Consider the following 20,017-nt stretch of genomic DNA (forward strand, 5'->3'; position numbering starts at 1 on the left):
TTGTCTATGAGTGTGCTCTTTATTTGGGAAAGAGAAATTTTAAGGTGAATACCGTGCTCCAGTCAGGGCCAAAGTCGGGTTTTTCCGCATAGCCGTAAGCCTGCAGTTTGAAATCAACGGGTTGATTGCCGAACCGGTGCAGTTTGCCGATGCCTCCGCCGACAGGGATGGTCCAGGTACTGTCGCTGTCCGCCTCCCAGTTGGCGGTAATGATGGGCGTCATGGAGAGGTACCAGCCGTTAGCCAGGTTGTAATTGATGAAGTACTGAAACAGGAACTTATTGACATCCGGAGCATCACCCGGGCCGGCATACGACCACATATTTTGCGCAAGGGCTCCAACAACCCATTTCCCAGGCATCGTGAGTACCACGGCTGCGATTCCCGCCGACTATTTTTCCGAGCCTAATCCGTCACTTTGAGTGGGGAAATCAAGTACCGGCCCAATTCCGTAAATGACCTCCCCCGGCTCGGCAAGGCTGAAGAATCCCTGGTACTGGATGTTGCCGAGGCCGTTTTCCGAAACATTGGTTGGGGGAATGACCACATTACCCAGGTCGCTTCCATCGATATTGGCATCGACAGAGATGTAAGGAATGATGAATCGGTTGATCAGATTGTATTTTCCGATATTTACCGGATACACCGGCTTGGCGATGACGACGTCGGCACTGGAATCGTTGGGCATTCCATCGTAATGCCAGTACTCGAAGGGCAGGCTGATCATGTCGCCCACGGGGTTTTGCGATTGTTTGGCCAGGTCACCTTCGGCAGACGCGTTGGATAAGGCCAGGAAAATGGAAACGAGCATGATCAATACACTACAGTGGCGCTTCATGAAGTTATCTCCTCTCTTCAGGTTGTTGAGAAAAACAGCAAGCAAAACAGCATCCCGCTTTTCCCCGCGAAGGAAACGACACATAAGATGACTCATCGTGGGAAACGACAAACAAGCCAGGTAACGATTATAAGCATATGATAAACTGTATCGTCTTGCTATATCCCTGAACAAACGTTTTTTTATTTGTTGGGGTTGGGCGTCTCATGAGTCTTTTTCAAGAAGAGGCATTGATAGTGTCTGGATCTTCATGTACGTCAGGATGAGGTGTGTAATGCTTCAATATTATTGATTCACTCACGGGCTTGAGTCAGGTTGTTGATGCCTTGAAAGTATTAAAATCGGTGAATGGAATTTGGAACGGCACACAACGGTCTATTTAAGCAAGCGGCATCTTCCTTTGAAGCAGATCCGGAACAATCTCAAAATCGATTGTGGCATTTTTTCTGAAAGTCTCCAGGAAATTTTGAAATGTAGTCGTAATCGTGAGCTAATAATTTGTGATAAGCATAAATGTTGACAGCTTTCGATAAAAGTGAGCTTCTTGCTTTTCGCCTGCAGTCGAGTTTGCCGAAGACTTGATCTGTAATGATGTTAGGTGCTATGTCAGGTACTACGATACAATCAATAGCAAGGGGGAGCACTACCTTTGGGGTGTTCTGGAGGGCGGGATTCAAACATGTCTGTAATCCCTCAAGATCAAATCTCAAATTTTACACCTTATCCTTCCCACGTCCCACTTCTCCCTTCCGACCTCTAACCTTCCCAAATCCCAGTTCCAGTTGTTTACTCCTTTCAGGTGAGGTTCCAGATCCACTTATCCGTTTACTTCCGGGGTTCCGTGGTATATTCCCTGGCTTTTTTAAGGGCTGATGTAAACTCGTGAAATATCCGGGCCAACAGAACATGCCGCTGTCTCATAAATATTCCTCTGGGTGAGTTGTGGAGAAGATTTCCAGAGGGGTGAATTTGTCACTCCCTCTGGTTTGGAGACTACTCCTGTTTTTTTAACTTTTTGCAATTCCTGCTGTTGTTATCCAAGCGTCCAATGCAGTTATTTTTTGAGCGCTTTCCCATCACGCCACGGCTTGCCGGTACGTTCTCCGATAGACCAGTATTCATGCGCCATAAAATCAAAGAGAATAGGGTCGATCTTTTTCAGGTCAGGCTTTTTACCGGTGAGGCAGGTTTCATCTATGTACGTATTCACCAGTTCACCAATGAAAATTTCATGGGGTCCAAGCACGACGGTATCATGCAAACGTAACTCCATCGAGAGCGGACAATCGGCTATCATCGGGGCATGGGCGAGCTCTCCCCGGGCTACTTCAAACAGCTCGCTTTTATCCACCTTTTCACCGGTCACGAGGCCCGCATAGTCTGTTGCCACCAGCATTTTCTGCGAAGGGATATTAATGCTGAATTCCTTATGCTCATTAATGCCTATGTTGCTGTAGTGGTTGCTGTGCAGGCCAATTGAAAGATATTGCGGGACATCTCCATGGGCATGATTGAGTATGCCCACATGGGCGATGGTTATCCAGTTGGGTTTGCCTTTGACATCGGCGCCGACAATAGTGGTGAGCGAAGGATAAAGTCCGTTTTTGGCATCAATGTTTACACGGTTCATGGCGTTCTCCTTAAAAAAGATTAGTTGTGCATGCAAGTATTTGGTTCTAAGAATTCTTTTGCTTTAAATTTTTTCCATTAGCGACAGAGAAATACGTTAGTTATCCGTCCAACGTCCAACATGCTTTAAGCTACCCTTTCTGCAGCTTGCGGCTGGCCTCAAGAGTCAGTCGTGTCAGTTGATCTCCATTTTCCTGGCCGAGTAGTTCGGAGTAGCGTTTATAAAGATTATGCCAGACCTCCTTGATCTGCGGTTCAATCGCGAGACCTTTTTCCGTAGGGTGGATAAAGGTATTGCGTCCCAGTCCTTCCTTTCTGATAAGTCCACGTTTATCCAGTGCGTCCACAAAGCGGGAAACCGTGGAAGGGGCCATATTCATAGCCTCAGCCAGCTCCTTCTGGGCTATGCCGGGGTTCTCCATGGCCAGCATCAGCAGGAAGGCGTAGGAAGGGGTCATTGCTATAGCTGCAAACTCTTCTTCGCCCATGCGGGTGATTACCCTGGCCAGTGAGTTGGCGGTGAAGAAGAGACAACAATCGAGTGGGCTTTCTGTTTTATGTTTCATATCAGGTCCTGAATTATTAGTTGCACACACAAATATTCTTTTAGAGAGTATAAGTCAACAAATAATTTTAAGGTAACAGGGAGGCAGGAACAACAAGCGGCATACGCTAGGAGAATACTCCGATTTCTCACTGAGAGCCTGCAATTTTCAGGTTTGTATAGGTTGAATGAGCTTCTGATTGTCCCAGAAGTTCAATAAGAACTGGTAGGATATCACGCGTAAGGTGGCAGGCGTATGGGGTAGGCTAACCAGAGGGACGTGCCACATTTTCTCAGGATATGGGTTGGCCGTTTCCATACAAAAAATACCTAATCTTGACTGCAGTAAGAAATATTCAGTGCATATCTGGTTAAAATAAAACGAAAAAACAGCTTTTGTTACGTATACTCAGGAATCATCTTCAGTTGTCCTGTCTGTCAACCACAGCAGATAGTCGATGACCATCTTCAATCTCGCCTTGCATGATTGTGTCGTGCAAGTTCCCAATCTGCCTGACACCCTAGAAACTCCAATCCCTGAGGTGCGTAGCCGAAGATAATCCGAGAGTACCTTTGAGGTGAGTCAATCAAAGACGTGGTTTTTTTCTGCAGGTGTTTGAAATTGTGTCTCCTGATCCCGATTCTACAATTCCTTGAGCTTCTTCATATCCTTTTTATGGTAAAGATCAAAAAATATAACGCTGTTGTCCGGCAGCTCGTCGCATCCATCGCATTTTTGTTCTAGGCGTTGATTTTCCTTACGACACAGATGACACCAGTAATAGATCAGGCGGTAATCTTTCCGTCCTACATACTTTTTGAGCCGGCCATTATAAAGTCCTCTCATCTTACCGTCTGAATTACCGGGGTCAAACAACAATCGATCAATTACCCTATTGATACGAGCATGACCAGATGGGTCAACAACCTCAACCTGGTCAAGCTTCCTTGAAAAATGTGGCATCGGCCGATATGCAAAAGTTGTGTTATTCATAGCGTAGGTACATGATAAAACATTTCCGCATGTTAAAAATTTCCGCATGTTAAAATATTGGTTGTTATTCGACTAACACAAAATTATTACCAGATAACGGCAAATAGATCTACTTGAAAACATTGTAGATCTTGTGTGCCGATGTTGGCAGAGATAGATGTCAAGTCCAGAATCATGGAACCAGTAAGTGTAGTTCACGTGATCCGTTGATGCCTGATACCGTTTAACTATATTCCAGAGATGCCTAACATTTATACGACAAAGATGCACATAATGCATTGATATAAAATGTAATAATTAACACAGCGCCCCTCCTGCCGTTTGAACCAACTATTCGACAAAATGCAAAAGTCTATTATTTGAAATGCGTAGAGTGTCAAAAATGGCGTGCCAACCACGAGACACTATGTTGTAATGTAAAGATATGATTAATCTATCTTAGTAACTCGCTGGCGTTTGTTCATTGCTTATCATATCACAAATGCCTTATCCTACGCGGGGTGACGGGGGAGAGCGATGACTCCAGCACCAGCAGTTTTGAAATGTTGTGGTAATTTAGCGTATCAGTCTATCTGTAAATAAACCTAAAGCGACAATAATCTTAGCTGTTGTAATTCGAGGTAACATCATGCAGCAAATTTCGCAGGAAAGGGAAGGAGAGGGAATAGGCAATACCCTACAGACACTGCTGAATTACACAGTTATTCTTGGCACCCTGATAGGTCTTTATTTCACAATAAGAATTAATTATCTCGTTTTTCATATTCTGGCAGAGGGTTACAGTATTATCATTGCATCTTCTATCTTCGTGATAGCCTGGAACTCCAAAAAGTATATTCACAATCCATATCTGTTGTTTATTGGAATTGCGTATTTCTTCATCGCCCTGGTTGATCTGCTGCATACCATGGCATACAAAGGTATGCCGCTGTTCACGGATTACGACTATTACGCAAATCAACTCTGGATTGTGGCCAGGTACATAGAGTCCATTACACTCCTTGTTGCCTTCGCTTATATGCGCTTGAACCGGATGCCTCGAGTAAATCTTGTTTTCATTGTCTATACGATTGTGACAGCTCTGTGCATAGCCAGTATTTTCTACTGGAAGATCTTCCCCGAATGCTTTGTTGAGGGGCAGGGACAGACAATGTTCAAGATAATAAGTGAATATGTTATCTGTGCCATTTTGGTGACATCGGTCTATCTTCTGGTGAAAAACAGATCAAGATTCTCACCGAAGATATTTTACATTCTCCTGGCGTCGATTCTTTTCACCATCAGCTCAGAGTTGTCATTTACACTGTACATTGACAACTATGGAATGATGAACCTGGTTGGTCACTATTTCAAGATTTTCTCATTTATCCTGATCTATCTGGCACTCATCAAGACAGGCATCGAAGAGCCGTTCAATTTGTTTTTTCTTGACCTGAACCGAGCAAATAATGATTTGAAAGAAGAGATTCGGATCCGCAAGGAAACCGAAGCGGAAAAGGAGCACCTTATCAACAATCTTACTCATGCTCTGGAGGAGATAAAAACTTTACAGGGGTTGCTTCCTATCTGCTCATTCTGCAAGAACATCAGGGATGATAAGGGGTACTGGAATAATATAGAGTCCTATCTCTCAGTTCATGCCGATGTTGAGTTCAGCCATGGTCTATGCCCGGATTGTGCAGAAAAAAATTATCCTGAATTCTATGAACAATAGGAAAAAATCTGCAGCTTCTCAAGTTGTCCTGTTTCTCCCTTCCCCATGATGGTAGTCATCACAGACGGTTAACCTGGAGAATTGGAGTTCAGTACATCTGAAAGAGCATCAAAGCTGATAGGTTTTTCCATAAAGGCGGCGGGACTAAGAGGAGAGAGTTGTTCACGCTTCGTATCGTTCAAGCATCCAGAAACGATTACCACCTTCACCTTTTGGCAGAGTGTTCTGATACACTGAAAGGCTTCAATGCCGTTCATTTCTGGCATATTGATGTCGAGCAGGACCACACCGATACTTTGTTTATTTCTGGTAAATAATTCTACTGCAGCAACACCATTAAGAGCAGTGATGACAGGATATCCCATATTTTTAACCATGGACGCTGCCACGCCGAGAAAGATGGCATCGTCATCAGCAATCAGTATTGTCGGCAGATTTTTCAAGAATTTTATCACCCGGAAACTCTTGATTGAAAAGACTAATAGCGTGTATTAAGCATTATAATCACGAGACTCTCTTGTATTGCAAAGTAGCATTCAGGAGATTAGTTAACAATGATAAAATGGGTGTTATCAGGAAAGGAGCTCATTTGAGGTAACAATTTTTGCTGTTGAAAATCCATTCAGATCTATGTTTAGTGATATTTTATTATAGAGGGTCTATCTTGTTAGGGACCCAGGCCCTTGCCAAATCTAAGATTAAGGCTATTTCATCTTCGCTGAAAAGTACATTGGTTGAGAGCCAAACCAGGTTAATAGAAGTCTTTGGTAGGACATTCCCACTACCAATCTAAAGAACCTGATGGACTGATCTGGCTTTCTACAGTTCATTTCCTCTCAATTCCAGATGAATACCTGCGGTGCCATATTCGAAGCTTTTGACTGTACGCATTAGTTCAACCTATGCGTACAGTCAAGACACTGAAGAAGATGGCCTTGCACGTGTTAATCCTGATACGCTCCGGCAGAATAGGTCAATTCATAGCTGTGGGAGTAGATCTCGATAAGGTTGCCGAACGGGTCTTCGCAGTACACCATGCGGTATGGTTTTTCGCCGGGATAGTATTCCCGTACAGGCATTCGCTGCTTGCCGCCATGCTCGACGATCTTTTTGGCGAGCCCTTCCACATCCGGGTCCTGCACGCAGAAGTGAAAGACGCTGGTCTTCCAGTATTCAAAATTGTTTTCCGGTTTTTCCGCGTTCTTGAACTCAAAAATCTCAACGCCTATTTTATCACCCGTGGAGAGGTGGGCAATCTTGAAACTTCCCCAGCCCTCGCCAAAGACATCGTTGCACATTACGCCGATGGCTGAATCGTCTGCGAAGATTTCAGTCGGTGGCATAATGACGTACCAGCCGAGTACTTTGGTATAGAATTCAACAGCTTTTTCAAGATTTGTAACTGAAAGACCGATATGAGAAAAGGTTCTTGGGTAAGTCATGTACGTGCTCCTTAATGGGTGTCATTGATTACTGGGCTATCCCAGAGTTACTGGTATAGTATAGGGAATAAATTGACAGGTACAAGAAGGCACTTATTGGTGTGATACGTACCCACAGGTTGGTTTTGTGAAGCTACAGTGTAGCGCGAGCGATAATTTTTTTTGGGATTGAAGATGATTGAAAGAAACGGAAAACACTACCATTGCCCTGTGGAGGTCGCCATGGACATGCTCAGCGGCAAATGGAAATGTCTCATGCTCTGGCATCTGCATGAAGGTGATAAGCGTTATAAGGAACTGGAGCGAATTGTGCCAGGTGTAAGCCAGAAGATGCTCAGCCAGCAATTAAAAGAGCTGGAGCGGGATGGTCTGCTCACCAGAACGGTGTATCCCGAGGTACCTCCAAGGGTGGAATACGCGCTGACTGATCTGGGTAAAAGCGCTTTTCCCATCCTTTCCATGATGCACCACTGGGCAGTTGAAAAGCTTAAGGTGACAGATGAGAACCATACCTCGGAAGTTACCAGCTGAAAGACATACTCACCTGCCTGAAACCGGCCAATTGAATGATGAACGGGGAAGAATGAAGTTGTTTGATGAGACCCGGATCAATGGTGTCTCATTCATCGCTGAGTATCAGGAGCTGACCAGACGCGTTCATAACATGGAAGCAAGATCGCTATGCAGAGCTTTTTCGTTGATTTGCCTGATTATCTTGTACTTCTATGTTTGACGCGTGAGCGTGCTTTTGATGATCCTGATAAAATCAACAATCGATTCGTTACGTATGGTGTTGGCTTTCGCCATGTAATATGAGTAATCGATTGTGCCATGCTTATCACGTCGAACAGGTCTGGAGTCACTTTTGCCTGTACTTTCCAGGCGACCACCCTGGTATTGGATTGCCTCCATATTTTCAGCACAGGGCTCCTCAAATTTCTCAGTCCACGATCGAGTAATAATTCTTATATTTTCCATGACTAAACTCTGTTCACCAGCAGGTTGAATGTAGATATTTGTAAGTGAACATCATCGTACTCAGGGTTGTGGAAAAATACATTGCTAAGAATTGTTTGTTTTGTAATTATCTGGCAACAATTAAGACAAAAATTCTAATATGGCGCAATTATGGATAACTACGATCTGAAAATACTTGATTGTTTGCAAACTGACGCGAGGATCTCGAATGTGGCTCTGTCCGAGGCGATACATCTATCACCTGCACCATGCCTGAGAAGGGTTCGTGAACTTGAGAATCAGGGAGTCATCAGCGGCTACACGGCGCTGCTCGATCAGGAGAAGATGGGATGGGGGGTAACTGTGTTTATCGAGATTCGGCTCGACAAGCAGGTGTTGAGTTATATTGAGGTATTTGAAAAAAAGATTGCCCAGTATCCTGAGATAATGGAGTGCTATCTGATGACAGGTTCATCAGATTACCTGTTGAGAGTAGTAGCCCGGGACTTGCCATCACTGCAGACGTTTATCACCGAAAAACTCGCCACGATACCGAACGTTGCCAATATGCGTTCCAGCATTGCTCTCAAGCAGGTGAGATATAAAACGGCTTTGCCACTTGAATGAGGCTGTAACGATTATGGATAGTCTGCGGAAATGGTTTGCCGCGTTAAGTTTGCTCTACCCCGTTCGTGTTGTTGAAGTGAGCTGATAAGGTTTCTCTTCGGCAGAGTTCTGAAAAATTTTAATTATCTGCTTGCAAAATGTATAATTTATAAATTATACAAAGTAGAGTCATGTAGATCTGAATGTGGACGCAGACGAACATATTATGCCAGCATAGCTGAAGAAAAAGGAAAAGATTCATATATGGAATTCAAGAGCTTGAACGATGCGGCCTATTCGGAAATCCGAGCAAAAATATTGCAGGGGGAATATGAACTCGGCAGCCGGATACGCGAAGATGTCCTGGCCGAACAGATCTCGATAAGTCGCACTCCGGTCAGGGAAGCAATAAACCGCCTTGTTGCAGACGGGATAATCATCAAAAAGCCACAGCGAGGTCTGTATCTTATCGATCCGGACCCTGAGCAGATTGAAGAACATATTGAGATCAGACTGTCTCTGGAGAAACTCGCTGTTAAAAAATGTATCGAACTGCTGACAGATGAGAACCTCGCAGCGATAAATGACTCACTACGAGCGTTTGAAAAAGAGCTTGAGCGAAAAGATTACACTGCGTGTAACGAGCTTGATGGCGAGTTTCATATGCTGATAGCACGATTGTCTGGAAATAGTCGTCTGGTAAACTTACTCGATGAATTTTCGGCCTTCTTCCAGTTGATCAGGAAAGAGGAGAAGAAGCATAATCCGGAAGAGAAGAACAGCATCACCCTCTCTGAACACCGGCAAATTGCTGAGGCTATCAACAACAGAAATGTCACTGCGGCCCAAAAGGCAATCGAAGGCAACATTCAAACGATGCGCCACACTTTGCTTAAAAGCACCTAGTGGTTTGGTGAAAAATTGAGGGGAATTCTTCCAAAAGGGCAATCGTGGATAAGCTCTAGATATTCCCCTGAATAACAATAAATCACTACTGATTGATTGTGCTATGCAACGCGCAGCCACTGATAGTTGTCGATATGAATAATTTATAAATTATAAAATGTTAAAAATGTGACGCCTTTTCAGACCGGAGAAGAGCGCGACAGGAGGTGAGTGAACTTGTTCATGCTGATTGCCACATTCCCTGAATCTGCTGAAAAGTACATAAAGGGATGGGATAAAAGGCCAGATTTTCGTATCTGGTGCTGGTGTAGATCGACAATGTAATTGAATGTGTGAGGAGTGTTATGCCGAGATTTAATGCGAATTTGTCAATGATGTTTCAGGAGGTTGAATTTCCGGATCGTTTCGAAGCAGCCGCCAAAGCTGGCTTCAAAGGTGTGGAATATCTTTTCCCCTACGATTTTGAAGCGGAGCAACTGGTCGAGTTGCTGCAAAAAAATAATCTTGAACAGGTGTTGCACAATCTGCCTGCAGGAGACTGGGCAAAAGGTGAGCGTGGCATAGCCATATTCCCTGATCGAATAGGTGAGTTCCAGGACGGTGTCGGTACAGCCATTGAATATGCCAAAGCTTTGGGAAATAAGAACGTCAACATGCTGGTTGGAATAGCGCCGGATGATGTCAGCAACGATGTTTTGACGAGCACCCTGATCGAAAATGCCACTTTCGCGGCAGGGGAACTGGCAAAAAATAATATCGGCCTCTTTTTAGAGCCGGTCAATACCAGGGATATTCCGGGCTTCTTCCTCTGTAGAACACAGCAGTGTCTTGATGTGATAGCAGCCACCGGATCAAACAACATCAAACTGCAATACGATATCTACCATATGCAGGTCATGGAGGGGAATCTCGCGCCCACTCTGGAGAAGAATCTGGGCAGTATAGGGCATATCCAGCTGGCTGATAATCCCGGCCGTCACGAACCGGGCACAGGTGAGATCAATTATCCATTTCTCTTCGATTTTATCGACCAAATCGGCTACCAGGGCTGGATCGGTTGCGAATACATTCCGGCCACTACCACAGTAGAAGGGTTGGGCTGGCTTGAACCATACCTGTAATGCGGGCTTAGCCCCAGAACTCAGATCCGCAATTTGTAAGAATCAACACTTGTAAGAATTCAATGGAGAAAAAATGCGCAAGATCGGATTTGTCGGATTAGGAATAATGGGCGCCCCAATGGCTGCAAATATTCTGGCTGGTGGTTGCCAATTGTATGGATGCAGCCGAAGTGGTGTTCCACAGGGGTTGATAGATAAGGGAGCAGTTGCCTGCACAACCGCAAAGGAAGTGGCAGAACAGGCAGATGCTGTCATAACAATGGTTCCGGATACTCCCCATGTGGCAGAGGTCTTGTTTGGTGAAAATGGAGTCGCCGAAGGATTGAGCCCAGGCAAAGCAGTTATTGATATGAGTTCGATATCACCGATCGAAACCAAAATATTCGCCAAACAGCTCAATGCGCTTGGCTGCGAATATCTCGATGCACCAGTATCAGGCGGAGAGGTCGGTGCCAAAGCAGCGACATTGACAATCATGGTCGGCGGGTCTGAGGGCGCCTTTGAAGCAGCAAAGCCGATCTTTGAACTTATGGGTAAAAACATTACCCACGTTGGCGCAAATGGTGATGGTCAAACCTGCAAAGTCGCCAACCAGATCATTGTTGCCCTGAACATCGAGGCGGTGGCAGAGGCCCTGCTGTTCGCTTCCAAAGCTGGGGCTGACCCTGCTCGTGTGCGCGAAGCGTTGATGGGTGGTTTTGCATCTTCAAAAATTCTGGAGGTGCATGGCGAACGCATGATCAACCGCACCTTTGAGCCGGGTTTTCGTATTGAGCTGCATCAGAAAGATCTGAACCTGGCGCTTTCCAATGCCCGGGCCATGAAGCTGAGCCTGCCGAACACTGCAACGGCGCAGGAACTGTTCAACGCATGTACAGCAAACGGAGGAGAGGGTTGGGATCACTCCGCTATGGTACGTGCTCTTGAACTTATGGCATCCCATGAGGTTGCCTGACAAATAGCCCTGCCTGTTATCCTGAAGAAGGAGAATGTTGCGACCCCCCATTACCCTCTTTGGGGATGGGGAGGTTGTTCGCATCATGCGGTATCATTAAAATAAAGAAAGAGGCCCGCTGAGACGTTAACAGAATACGAAAATATTCAGTTTGGCCGAGCCGGTAACGTGTCATATCAATCCTGAATCTTTACTGTTCCCGCAATTTCAAATATGTTTATAGTAATATCGATTGTGAGCTGATCGCAGGATTACATATGAGGATTTCATTGAGTCTCCTGGAAAACTGTATTTTCCAGGTTAATGTTGAATCTTAACGAGTTTCAGCGCCATGCCTGACAGAGCTCTCCGAAAGCTGGTTAACAGCATCTCTTTCCGTATCGCTTTACCATCGTTCTTCACCATTCTGCTCTTCATCATAGCCATATTCTTTATTATTCTTCCCGAGCTGGAAAAAAGTTTCATTAGCAGGAAGCAAGAGACAATCAGGGAACTGACGGAAACGGTCTGGAGTCTGCTGGAGTCATATTCTGAACGTGAACAGTCGGGCGAGCTGACGAGGGAAGATGCGCAGAACAGAGCCATTTCACGTATCAGAAAATTACGATATGGCATTGATAAGAAGGACTACTTCTGGATTAATGACACGTATCCCAGGATGGTTATGCATCCGTACAGGCCGGATTTGGAGGGAAAAGACATTTCCGATTTCGAAGACCCGAACGGCGTATTCCCTTTCAGAAAATTTGTCGATCTTGTTAATAAAAAAGGCTCGGGATACATAGACTATCTGTGGCAGTGGAAAGATGATCCGCTCAAGATATCCCCTAAGTCATCCTATGTCATGGGGTTCAAGCCGTGGGGATGGATTATCGGCACCGGCATGTATTTAGATGATGTCCACGCGGAAATGGCCGCCATACGCATCAAACTCAAGGTCATATCTGCAGGCATCCTGTTCATTGTCTCATTATTGGCCGCCTATTCGATTCGTCAGTCAATTTTGGCAGACCGGGAGAGGGAAAATATTGCAATAGAGCGGGAACAGCTGCTCGAATCATTGGCGCAGAGTACTGAAAGATTTCGAAACCTGCTGGAGACGACCAGTGACTGGATCTGGGAAACCGACAGAAGTGGCAGGTATATTTATTCAAGCCCGCGAGTAAAAGATGTGCTCGGTTACGCACCCGAAGAAACTATCAACAAAGACCTGATGGATCTTGCATCCCCCCGTTCATCCGAGGCGTTGTCGCCACAATATGAAGAGTTGTTGAGGGCTAAAAAGCCGTTCAGCGGCTTTGAGTGCACTTGTCTTGGCAAAGACGGGCAGGTAGTGGTGTTGGAAAACAATGCAGTGCCTGTTGTAAACGAAGAGCAGGTTCTGCTAGGTTTTCGGGGGATTGCCAGAGATATAACGGATCGGAAAGTTGCCATGGAAGCATTGAAGAAAAGCCGTGACGACCTGCGTGCCAGCCTTGAGGAAACCGTAGCGTCTCTTGCGTCAACAGCGGAAAAAAGGGATCCTTATACCGCTGGCCACCAGCTGCGGGTAGACCGTTTAGCATGTGCTATTGCAAAACAACTTGATCTTTCTGAAGATGAGATTGAAGGGCTCCACATCGCCGCTTTGCTGCATGATATCGGCAAAATTACCTTGCCTTCCGAATATCTGGCTAAACCAACAGAACTTAGCAAGAAAGAACGGGCGATTATCGAGTGCCACCCAGAGGTGGGGTATGAAATACTGAAACCGATTCATTTTCCATGGCCTATAGCGGATATTGTCTATCAGCATCACGAGCATCTGGACGGAACAGGCTACCCCCAAGGGTTGATGGATAAAGATATTTTGCTTGAAGCAAAAATTCTGGCTGTTGCCGATGTGGTCGAAGCAATGTCTTCCCATCGGCCGTATCGTCCATCACTGGGAATCACTAAGGCGTTAGATGAAATCAGGGATGGACGGGGCATTCGTTATCACGCGCCAAGCGTTGACGCCTGCCTGCACCTGATTCAGGAAAAGAAGATAGAGTTCTGCACAGAAGATTGGTGCCAGATATTTCTCTAGAATCTGTTGGCTTACCCATCAACATGGGTGCCCTTGATTGGCAAAGAGAGAGGGGCAGGGTGGATCGAATTCGGCTGTTTCAATTGCCTGTCAGTTTTATTGATTCGCTCTAAATTTTACAGATTTTATTTAACCAATACAGGTTATTGGAACTTTTTTGATCATCTTATCGGAGGTCGATTCGCTCTTCAATAATCCCCATGTAGCTGCGAATATGTTCTTCGGCAATTCTCCTGCTTGTCTTTTTGTCGCGTTTTTCGAGTGCATCAAGGAGTAGGCGCTGGCTTTTGAATTGATCGAACATCTGTTCCTTGCTGAAAACTAGGTAATGCCAGAATCTGGCACCGACACTCTGGTAGTTGCGCAGTAATTTTTCCAACTGTGGGTTCCCTGTGGAGGAATAAATCACATTGTGAAAATCAGATTCATGCTTCAGTAAGGCTTCACCGTCTACTCCATTTTCGATTTCCAGTGCTGCCACCTTTGCAAGGATCCCGGCAAGCGCATGGAGTTGCTCTTCTGTAATCCTCTCTGCTGCCAGTTCCCCGGCGATTCCTTCGAGACCAATCCGTATTTCAGTTATTTGTTTGAGGAATTTGAAGTCCATCGGGGCAACCCAGGTTCCTGACCGTGGAATGCGCTTTATGAGACCCTCGTTCTGGAGTTCTAAAAAAACCTCGCGCAACGGTGTTCGCCCAATTCCATACCGTTCCATAATATCTTTATCTTTCAACAATTCGCCGGGGGCGAGTTGTTGAGTAATAATTTGATATTTAAGCCCTTCATATGTTTTTTGCTTGGTCGAGGTCATGTGTTCCCTGCTCTGTTGCTATTTCGATCTCAGCAGTCTCATCCGAAAACTGACTTCAGGAAAAGAAGGTAAGGCCATTGTAAATGGATGTGGTCTGGAGAATTCCTCATGGAGTCCTCAATTAATCCGACAAGAATATAATCCAACGAATTAAAAATGAAAACCAACTCATTTTACTCACAGAATTGTGTTCAAATAGAACTCCTGAACCTAACTGTGTATCAATGCGAGGAGATATGTCATTAAGAATTGGCCCATTGATTTTTTATTACAACGGATTTGCGAATTTTCCCTGCAACCACTCCATTTCTTTCCCTTTTATTTCTAAGTGATTGTAACCCATAAGGGACAAAAATGTAATCAGCCAAATTGGCGAATTACAAATATGGAAGGTTTTTGTATCTTGACTGCTGGTATATCAGCTAGTATATCAGTAGTCAGGATACAAAGTCCATTGCCTTAAAACACCCATGAAATCAGCGTGGTTTTGCAGAGAAGAATATGTCTAGCAGAGAGAAGGAATTTCACAAAAACGGCGTAGTCACGATGGTTGGGCTGGATTTCGGCTCAACAACAAGTAGCGCGATGGTGGCTCATGCTCGTGTTGGCCGTAATTCAGTTACTGGCCGAATGGCTTTCGGTCATCCCGATATCATATACCGCTCTGAACCCGTGTTCACACCTTTTGAAAATGACAGGATCGATGAAATAGCACTGCGGGGCTATCTCGACCGCTGGTTGCAAGCAAGTGGTATAAGAATAGAGGAACTGTTCTCAGGCGGGGCAATTATCACCGGTCTGGCCACTGAAAAAGCAAATGCAGGCCGGATCGCTGAACTGGTTAAAGAGCGAGTGGGAGAAGCTATAATCGCAACGGCTTCGGATCCTTGCCTGGAGTCCTGGCTCGCCTTTATGGGCAGCTGTTCAACTCTTTCCCGCTGTCACAGCGAGCGTGCCATAATCAATCTTGATATCGGAGGTGGCACTACCAATCCGGCTCTTGGTGTAAATGGGAATGTGCTGGCTGCTGGCTGCTACTTCATCGGAGCCCGTCACTTTCAGTTTGAGCCTGGAACATATCGCCTTACCTCGATCTCCACTTACGGTTGCGTGCTCCTGGATCACCTTGGAATTTCCAGAAAGGTTGGAGACGATCTGAAGATACCTGAGCGAGACGCGATTCTTGAGTTCTATCGGATGATGCTGGAGGCAATTGTCCGAGGCCCAGATAAATTACTGGAAAGCCATGCCGCCCGATTACACACTCAGATCCCTCTGCCTACGGAAGAGTTGTCGAGACAACCTGTAATTACTTTTTCCGGCGGAGTCGGTGAACTTATTTACAGGCATGCACTTGGCCAGCCTCTTCCCGATACCACCCATTTCGGGGATCTGGGTATAGATCTGGCTCGCTCCATCATGTCCTCGCCGATCCTTTCTGCGGGTGTCTCCAAGCTTGTACCTGAAAACATGGGCAGGGCTACAGTCTATGGACTTGCCATACATAGCACCGAGGTCTCAGGAGCCACCCTGTTCCTTCCACGAAAAGAGATATTGCCCCTGCAGGATGTGCCCATCGTGGGGCGGATGTCAATGGATGCCGGGGATGAAAAAGTTCGTCAGCTTATCAGGATGATAGCTAAAAGCGAGCGTGGGGGGGCGATACAGGTTACCGCTGCTGCTGAAGATGATCAATCTGAAGGAGTTATCAAGGGGCCGTCAGTTGAAAAAATGGAACGGGTAAAGGCCTTGGGTCAGAGTCTGTATTCTGGCGTCGTGGCTGAAGGGATCACGCCCGATACTCCGCTCATCGTGCTTGTCCCTAACAATTGCGGCAAATCGCTGGGGAATTACGCCACTGGCTGGCGACGGCTTTCTGCCAATATCGTGGTGATCGATGAGATCCCTGACAGGAATGCGCACTTCGTCAATATTGGCCGTAACCGTAATAACATTGTGCCGGTGTCGTTTTACGGGGTGCAGTGATGCACTCTAAAAAAAATAAAGTTGATAAACGTTTTATGAAAATTATTAAACCGTTAGAAAATATATTCGTGCCTGCTCCGGGCCCTGATGAGGTGTATGCAACCTCCCTCCTCGATCGGCAGTTCAGCTTCACAGGCTTGAAGAAACTGCTCGGGGCTGCGGACATCAGCAAGGCGGGTGACCGCACCGCAGGGCTTGCAGCCAAAGATGAAATGGAAAGGGAGGCGGCACGCTCAATTCTTTCAGGTCTATCCCTGCAACATATTTACGACACGCCCCTGACCGATGGCAGCGGACGGGTCGATAGTGTCATGCGTGCCGGATACGAGATCGACCTTGAGGTGTTTCGCACGATCGCGACCATGACCTTGGGCCAACTGAAAGATCACCTCCTTGCTTCGGGCGGCGCGGAGGTTGAGCGGCTGGGTAAGGCATTAACGCCTGTTATGGCGTCTGCTTTAGCCAAAATAATGGACGTGCACGAGCTTGTCTTCATCCCCAGGAAAATTGCCAAGCCCACCAGGGCACGAACGCTTATTGGTCTGCCGGGCTGTCTCTCATTCAGGCTTCAGCCGAATCACCCCAAGGATGATCTCGATGCAATTTCTCTCTTGGTCTATACAGATCTCAGTTTAGGCATGGGAGACTGTCTGATCGGGGTGAATCCCTCTGAGGGCTCGGTGGACAACGTGAGCAGAATTCTCCACCACCTGGATAAACTTCGGCGAGAAACCGAAGCGCCGTCTCAGATCTGTGTTCTGGGGCATGTTAAAACTCAGCTGGCGGCTCTCGACCAGGGAGCGCCCGTGGAAATCCTCTTCCAGAGCTTTGCGGGAACGGAGAGAACACTTACCGAGGAGTTTGATGTCACGGTAGAGTTTATGGATCGGGCGTACGCGATTATGGCGGAGCGTGGTCCTCTTGCGGGTAGAGCAGATCAGTTCATGTACTTCGAGACCGGACAGGGGAGTGAGATGACCTACCGGAAGCATGACGGTATCGACATGACGACCTGCGAAGCTCTCTGTTATGGACTCTGCCGTCGCTACGACCCTTTCATGGTCAATAATGCTACAGGCTTTATTGGCCCGGAAACTCATCTGAACGATTTCGAGTTGATGGTATCTACCCTGCAGGATCATTTTATGGGTAAAATCCTTGGACTGCCCATGGGGATAAGCCCAAGCTATACCCTGCACTCCCAGTCACATCTGGAAGGGCAGCAGATGGCCGTTCAGCTGGCGACAGCCGCAGGTGCGAACTTCTTTATGGATGTTTACTTGGGGGCCGACCGCATGCTGGCCCATTTTGTGAACAGTGGCCATGACGACCAGACCATGCGGGAGATTTACAATCGGAATCCTGCCCCAGAATTTCTCCGATGGGCGGTTGGCCGGGGGATCTTCGAGCAGACTCCTGACGGCAGGGTGACGAGGGGGCCGAACTGGGGCAATCCCAGGCTGTTCATTTCCTCAGACGCGGAGTTTCAGCGATTGCGGGAATCCCTTCCCAACGCCCCCGGTTTCGACAACGCAGGTCCTCGTCCCGCCAATGCGGTGCAGCGGGTTCTGCGGGCTAACCAGGCCGTAGGACGAGAGGCTGTGCACAGCGACCTGAGATTTGACGAATTGGCGTCATTCAACTTTCGAACCTTATCCACTGTGGCTGTGGGCAAGGCCGATCATCTGAAAAACCCTGAGCTTGGCTCACGGCTCAGCCCTGAATCTGCTGCAACGCTTACCCCAGAGCACCGGGACGTGCAGATTGTCGTAACAGACGGACTCAGCGCAGAGGCGGTTCACCATAATGTCTCAGATTTGCTGCCTGTGCTCCAGGATGGTCTGGCCAGTCGGGATTTTACCATGGGGCAGCCAATACTCGTTCCGTATGGTCGGGTAAAACTGGTCGAGGCATTGGGGGACGCCCTGAAGCCGCAGTTGCTGATTCTGCTGGTCGGGGAACGCCCAGGTGGGGATGCCCTGTCATCAAGGAGCCTTTCAGCCTATCTGGCTATCAGGCTTGCCGACAGTTCGTCGCTGCCGGAAGCCATACGCTACAGCGGCAACGCCAGTATCGTATACGAGTACACGCTTATCACCAATATCTATGCTGGAGGGCTTCCTGCGGTTGAGGCGGGAAGTGTCGTCGCGGAAAAAGCGATGGAAATACTCGAACATCAAGCCGCAGGGAATAGACTGGAAGATATTCTCGCACGGCTGGAGGGAGTTAACGAACACCTTTGAAAGCATATACAACGCTGCTGCAGCTGACGCCGTAGCAATCAATCAACGCATCAATCCCCCAAAGGAGGAAAGACCATGATGTACCCTGTCAAACATTTCAAGAAGGCCATGTGCACTCTGGTGGCCCTGTCGATGTTCGCGCTGACTGGCCCAGCTGGCGTGGAAGCCGGTTCCGTAAAAATGAAATTTTCTCATCAGAACAACGTCTATGATGCTGATCAGTTACTAGCCGAGACCTTCAAGCAGCTGCTGGAAGAGCGAACCGACGGTGGGATAAAAGTCGCTATTTATCCTGGAACCCTGACCACCAGCGAAGAAGAGGCGATGGAATTCGTCAAATCCGGAACTGTCGATGTTGATACCAACTCAGCCGGACACCTTGCTGGATTTTATAAAGATATTCAATTTCTGCAGCTGCCCTACCTGTTCAAAAGTCCCGCCCATTATAAAGTGGCCAGGCAGTCAGGGGTTATCAAAGAGATACTCGCTGAGCTTGAAAAGGCAACGGGGTTGATTGCTCTCGGGATCTATTCCGACTGTAACGGTTTTGCCATTGCCAGCACCAAGCCGATCAACAGCATCCAGGATGCGAAGGGAACAAAACTGCGTTGTATGCAGAATCCTCTCTTTGTTGATATCTACAGCGAGTTCGGGTTTACCGTTACCCCCACAGACTGGGGTGAACTCTACACTTCCCTGCAGACCGGCCTGGTAGAGGCAGACGACCTCGGCGTGTATTGTAACAACATCTTCAAGATGAGTGAGGTGGTAAGTAATTATGCAATCCTCCGTCAGATGTGGACGCAGAAAGTCGTCTTCATCTCTCCAAAGACCTGGGCCAAGCTCTCTGGAGAACAGCAGGAGCTGGTACGCTCCGTAGCCAATGATGCGATTGAGCTCACCGATGCATGGCAATACGCTCGGGAGCAGGAGGCCATCGAAAAGGTACAAGCTGCAGGCGGTACCGTGACATATCCGGATACTGCCCCGTTTAAAGCGGCTTCTGAGAAAGTTTACGAAAAGTGGTTTGCGAATAATCCGCACTGGAAAGCCTGGTACGATCAGATCCAGTTTCTTGATCCTGATGCGAGAATGCCAAAAGCCTACCAAGTAAAATAGTTGATATCATGTGGCAAGCATACTGGCCCTCTCAGGAATTTTGGCTTGGGCAGGGCCGGTATGAATTGCTCATCGGTGAACCTT

General features: G+C 47.0%; 19 protein-coding genes. 10 read left to right on the top strand and 9 right to left on the bottom strand.

Annotated elements, in window-relative coordinates; genetic code table 11:
- Positions 1-19: 19 nt before the first annotated feature.
- The 5 genes from ACN5NT_RS14050 to ACN5NT_RS14070 form a co-directional block, all read right to left on the bottom strand.
- Complete coding sequence (locus ACN5NT_RS14050) at positions 20-373, bottom strand: hypothetical protein (RefSeq protein WP_419175826.1); 354 nt, start codon at positions 371-373, stop codon at positions 20-22.
- 18 nt (positions 374-391) lie between these two features.
- Entirely contained in the window at positions 392-922 is a 531-nt protein-coding gene (locus tag ACN5NT_RS14055; RefSeq protein WP_419175827.1) for a hypothetical protein, read from the bottom strand.
- 970 nt (positions 923-1,892) lie between these two features.
- Positions 1,893-2,468, bottom strand: a complete 576-nt coding sequence (locus tag ACN5NT_RS14060) for a flavin reductase family protein (RefSeq protein ID WP_419175828.1) — start codon at positions 2,466-2,468, stop codon at positions 1,893-1,895.
- A 130-nt stretch (positions 2,469-2,598) separates the two neighbouring features.
- Positions 2,599-3,033: a MarR family winged helix-turn-helix transcriptional regulator gene (locus ACN5NT_RS14065; protein ID WP_136798990.1), complete on the bottom strand. Its 435-nt coding sequence runs from the start codon at positions 3,031-3,033 to the stop codon at positions 2,599-2,601.
- 621 nt (positions 3,034-3,654) lie between these two features.
- Positions 3,655-3,975, bottom strand: a complete 321-nt coding sequence (locus ACN5NT_RS14070; protein ID WP_217907687.1) for a toxin — start codon at positions 3,973-3,975, stop codon at positions 3,655-3,657.
- A gap of 658 nt (positions 3,976-4,633) precedes the next feature.
- Here ACN5NT_RS14070 and ACN5NT_RS14075 point away from each other — a divergent pair.
- Positions 4,634-5,719, top strand: coding sequence for an MASE3 domain-containing protein (locus ACN5NT_RS14075; RefSeq protein ID WP_136798992.1), 1,086 nt, complete (start codon positions 4,634-4,636; stop codon positions 5,717-5,719).
- 68 nt (positions 5,720-5,787) lie between these two features.
- Here the strand turns inward: ACN5NT_RS14075 and ACN5NT_RS14080 are convergent, their stop codons facing one another.
- Positions 5,788-6,174 (bottom strand): response regulator, encoded by a 387-nt coding sequence (locus ACN5NT_RS14080; RefSeq protein ID WP_167495859.1) that lies wholly within the window; start codon positions 6,172-6,174, stop codon positions 5,788-5,790.
- A 489-nt stretch (positions 6,175-6,663) separates the two neighbouring features.
- Positions 6,664-7,161, bottom strand: coding sequence for a lactoylglutathione lyase family protein (locus ACN5NT_RS14085; RefSeq protein ID WP_136798994.1), 498 nt, complete (start codon positions 7,159-7,161; stop codon positions 6,664-6,666).
- A 174-nt stretch (positions 7,162-7,335) separates the two neighbouring features.
- Here ACN5NT_RS14085 and ACN5NT_RS14090 point away from each other — a divergent pair, with 174 nt between their 5' ends.
- Positions 7,336-7,692 carry a winged helix-turn-helix transcriptional regulator gene (locus ACN5NT_RS14090; protein ID WP_136798995.1) on the top strand — a complete coding sequence of 119 codons (357 nt, stop codon included), beginning with the start codon at positions 7,336-7,338 and terminating at the stop codon, positions 7,690-7,692.
- Between the two features lie 192 nt (positions 7,693-7,884).
- On the opposite strand, the gene ACN5NT_RS14095 is transcribed toward ACN5NT_RS14090, so the two are convergent.
- On the bottom strand, positions 7,885-8,139 hold the full coding sequence (locus ACN5NT_RS14095) for a hypothetical protein (RefSeq protein WP_136798996.1): 255 nt from the start codon (positions 8,137-8,139) through the stop codon (positions 7,885-7,887).
- A 150-nt stretch (positions 8,140-8,289) separates the two neighbouring features.
- Here ACN5NT_RS14095 and ACN5NT_RS14100 point away from each other — a divergent pair, with 150 nt between their 5' ends.
- The 5 genes from ACN5NT_RS14100 (at position 8,290) to ACN5NT_RS14120 (ending at position 13,774) form a co-directional block, all read left to right on the top strand.
- On the top strand, positions 8,290-8,745 hold the full coding sequence (locus ACN5NT_RS14100) for an Lrp/AsnC family transcriptional regulator (protein WP_136798997.1): 456 nt from the start codon (positions 8,290-8,292) through the stop codon (positions 8,743-8,745).
- Positions 8,746-8,988: 243 nt separating this feature from the next.
- Positions 8,989-9,630 carry a GntR family transcriptional regulator gene (locus tag ACN5NT_RS14105; RefSeq protein ID WP_136798998.1) on the top strand — a complete coding sequence of 214 codons (642 nt, stop codon included), beginning with the start codon at positions 8,989-8,991 and terminating at the stop codon, positions 9,628-9,630.
- 344 nt (positions 9,631-9,974) lie between these two features.
- The gene (gene hyi / locus ACN5NT_RS14110) at positions 9,975-10,751 is read left to right on the top strand and encodes a hydroxypyruvate isomerase (protein WP_419175829.1); all 777 of its coding nucleotides are present in this window, start codon (positions 9,975-9,977) and stop codon (positions 10,749-10,751) included.
- Between the two features lie 73 nt (positions 10,752-10,824).
- The gene (gene glxR, locus ACN5NT_RS14115; RefSeq protein WP_419175830.1) at positions 10,825-11,706 is read left to right on the top strand and encodes a 2-hydroxy-3-oxopropionate reductase; all 882 of its coding nucleotides are present in this window, start codon (positions 10,825-10,827) and stop codon (positions 11,704-11,706) included.
- Between the two features lie 331 nt (positions 11,707-12,037).
- Complete coding sequence (locus tag ACN5NT_RS14120) at positions 12,038-13,774, top strand: cache domain-containing protein (RefSeq protein WP_419175831.1); 1,737 nt, start codon at positions 12,038-12,040, stop codon at positions 13,772-13,774.
- A gap of 166 nt (positions 13,775-13,940) precedes the next feature.
- Here the strand turns inward: ACN5NT_RS14120 and ACN5NT_RS14125 are convergent, their stop codons facing one another.
- Complete coding sequence (locus ACN5NT_RS14125; RefSeq protein WP_419175832.1) at positions 13,941-14,585, bottom strand: GntR family transcriptional regulator; 645 nt, start codon at positions 14,583-14,585, stop codon at positions 13,941-13,943.
- Between the two features lie 501 nt (positions 14,586-15,086).
- On the opposite strand from ACN5NT_RS14125, the gene ACN5NT_RS14130 reads away from it, so the two are divergent.
- The 3 genes from ACN5NT_RS14130 (at position 15,087) to ACN5NT_RS14140 (ending at position 19,933) form a co-directional block, all read left to right on the top strand.
- Positions 15,087-16,571: an ethanolamine ammonia-lyase reactivating factor EutA gene (locus tag ACN5NT_RS14130; protein ID WP_419175833.1), complete on the top strand. Its 1,485-nt coding sequence runs from the start codon at positions 15,087-15,089 to the stop codon at positions 16,569-16,571.
- Positions 16,571-18,814, top strand: coding sequence for an ethanolamine ammonia-lyase subunit EutB (eutB, locus tag ACN5NT_RS14135; protein WP_419175834.1), 2,244 nt, complete (start codon positions 16,571-16,573; stop codon positions 18,812-18,814). The genes ACN5NT_RS14130 and eutB overlap by 1 nt, the downstream gene beginning before the upstream one ends.
- 75 nt (positions 18,815-18,889) lie before the next feature.
- Complete coding sequence (locus ACN5NT_RS14140) at positions 18,890-19,933, top strand: TRAP transporter substrate-binding protein (RefSeq protein WP_419175835.1); 1,044 nt, start codon at positions 18,890-18,892, stop codon at positions 19,931-19,933.
- Positions 19,934-20,017 lie beyond the last annotated feature (84 nt).

It is taken from the genome of Desulfosediminicola sp., assembly GCF_048381775.1.
Classification (GTDB): Bacteria; Desulfobacterota; Desulfobulbia; order Desulfobulbales; family Desulfocapsaceae; genus Desulfopila; species Desulfopila ganghwensis.

Excerpts from the sequence above, each read along its gene's own strand:
- eutB (WP_419175834.1), top strand. The coding sequence starts at position 16,571 with ATGCACTCTAAAAAAAATAAAGTTGATAAACGTTTTATGAAAATTATT.
- ACN5NT_RS14125 (WP_419175832.1), bottom strand. The coding sequence starts at position 14,585 with ATGACCTCGACCAAGCAAAAAACATATGAAGGGCTTAAATATCAAATT.
- ACN5NT_RS14130 (WP_419175833.1), top strand. The coding sequence starts at position 15,087 with ATGTCTAGCAGAGAGAAGGAATTTCACAAAAACGGCGTAGTCACGATG.
- ACN5NT_RS14055 (WP_419175827.1), bottom strand. The coding sequence starts at position 922 with ATGTGTCGTTTCCTTCGCGGGGAAAAGCGGGATGCTGTTTTGCTTGCT.
- ACN5NT_RS14060 (WP_419175828.1), bottom strand. The coding sequence starts at position 2,468 with ATGAACCGTGTAAACATTGATGCCAAAAACGGACTTTATCCTTCGCTC.
- ACN5NT_RS14120 (WP_419175831.1), top strand. The coding sequence starts at position 12,038 with ATGCCTGACAGAGCTCTCCGAAAGCTGGTTAACAGCATCTCTTTCCGT.
- ACN5NT_RS14095 (WP_136798996.1), bottom strand. The coding sequence starts at position 8,139 with ATGGAAAATATAAGAATTATTACTCGATCGTGGACTGAGAAATTTGAG.
- ACN5NT_RS14065 (WP_136798990.1), bottom strand. The coding sequence starts at position 3,033 with ATGAAACATAAAACAGAAAGCCCACTCGATTGTTGTCTCTTCTTCACC.
- ACN5NT_RS14105 (WP_136798998.1), top strand. The coding sequence starts at position 8,989 with ATGGAATTCAAGAGCTTGAACGATGCGGCCTATTCGGAAATCCGAGCA.
- ACN5NT_RS14090 (WP_136798995.1), top strand. The coding sequence starts at position 7,336 with ATGATTGAAAGAAACGGAAAACACTACCATTGCCCTGTGGAGGTCGCC.
- ACN5NT_RS14100 (WP_136798997.1), top strand. The coding sequence starts at position 8,290 with ATGGATAACTACGATCTGAAAATACTTGATTGTTTGCAAACTGACGCG.
- hyi (WP_419175829.1), top strand. The coding sequence starts at position 9,975 with ATGCCGAGATTTAATGCGAATTTGTCAATGATGTTTCAGGAGGTTGAA.
- ACN5NT_RS14140 (WP_419175835.1), top strand. The coding sequence starts at position 18,890 with ATGATGTACCCTGTCAAACATTTCAAGAAGGCCATGTGCACTCTGGTG.
- glxR (WP_419175830.1), top strand. The coding sequence starts at position 10,825 with ATGCGCAAGATCGGATTTGTCGGATTAGGAATAATGGGCGCCCCAATG.
- ACN5NT_RS14075 (WP_136798992.1), top strand. The coding sequence starts at position 4,634 with ATGCAGCAAATTTCGCAGGAAAGGGAAGGAGAGGGAATAGGCAATACC.
- ACN5NT_RS14070 (WP_217907687.1), bottom strand. The coding sequence starts at position 3,975 with ATGCCACATTTTTCAAGGAAGCTTGACCAGGTTGAGGTTGTTGACCCA.
- ACN5NT_RS14085 (WP_136798994.1), bottom strand. The coding sequence starts at position 7,161 with ATGACTTACCCAAGAACCTTTTCTCATATCGGTCTTTCAGTTACAAAT.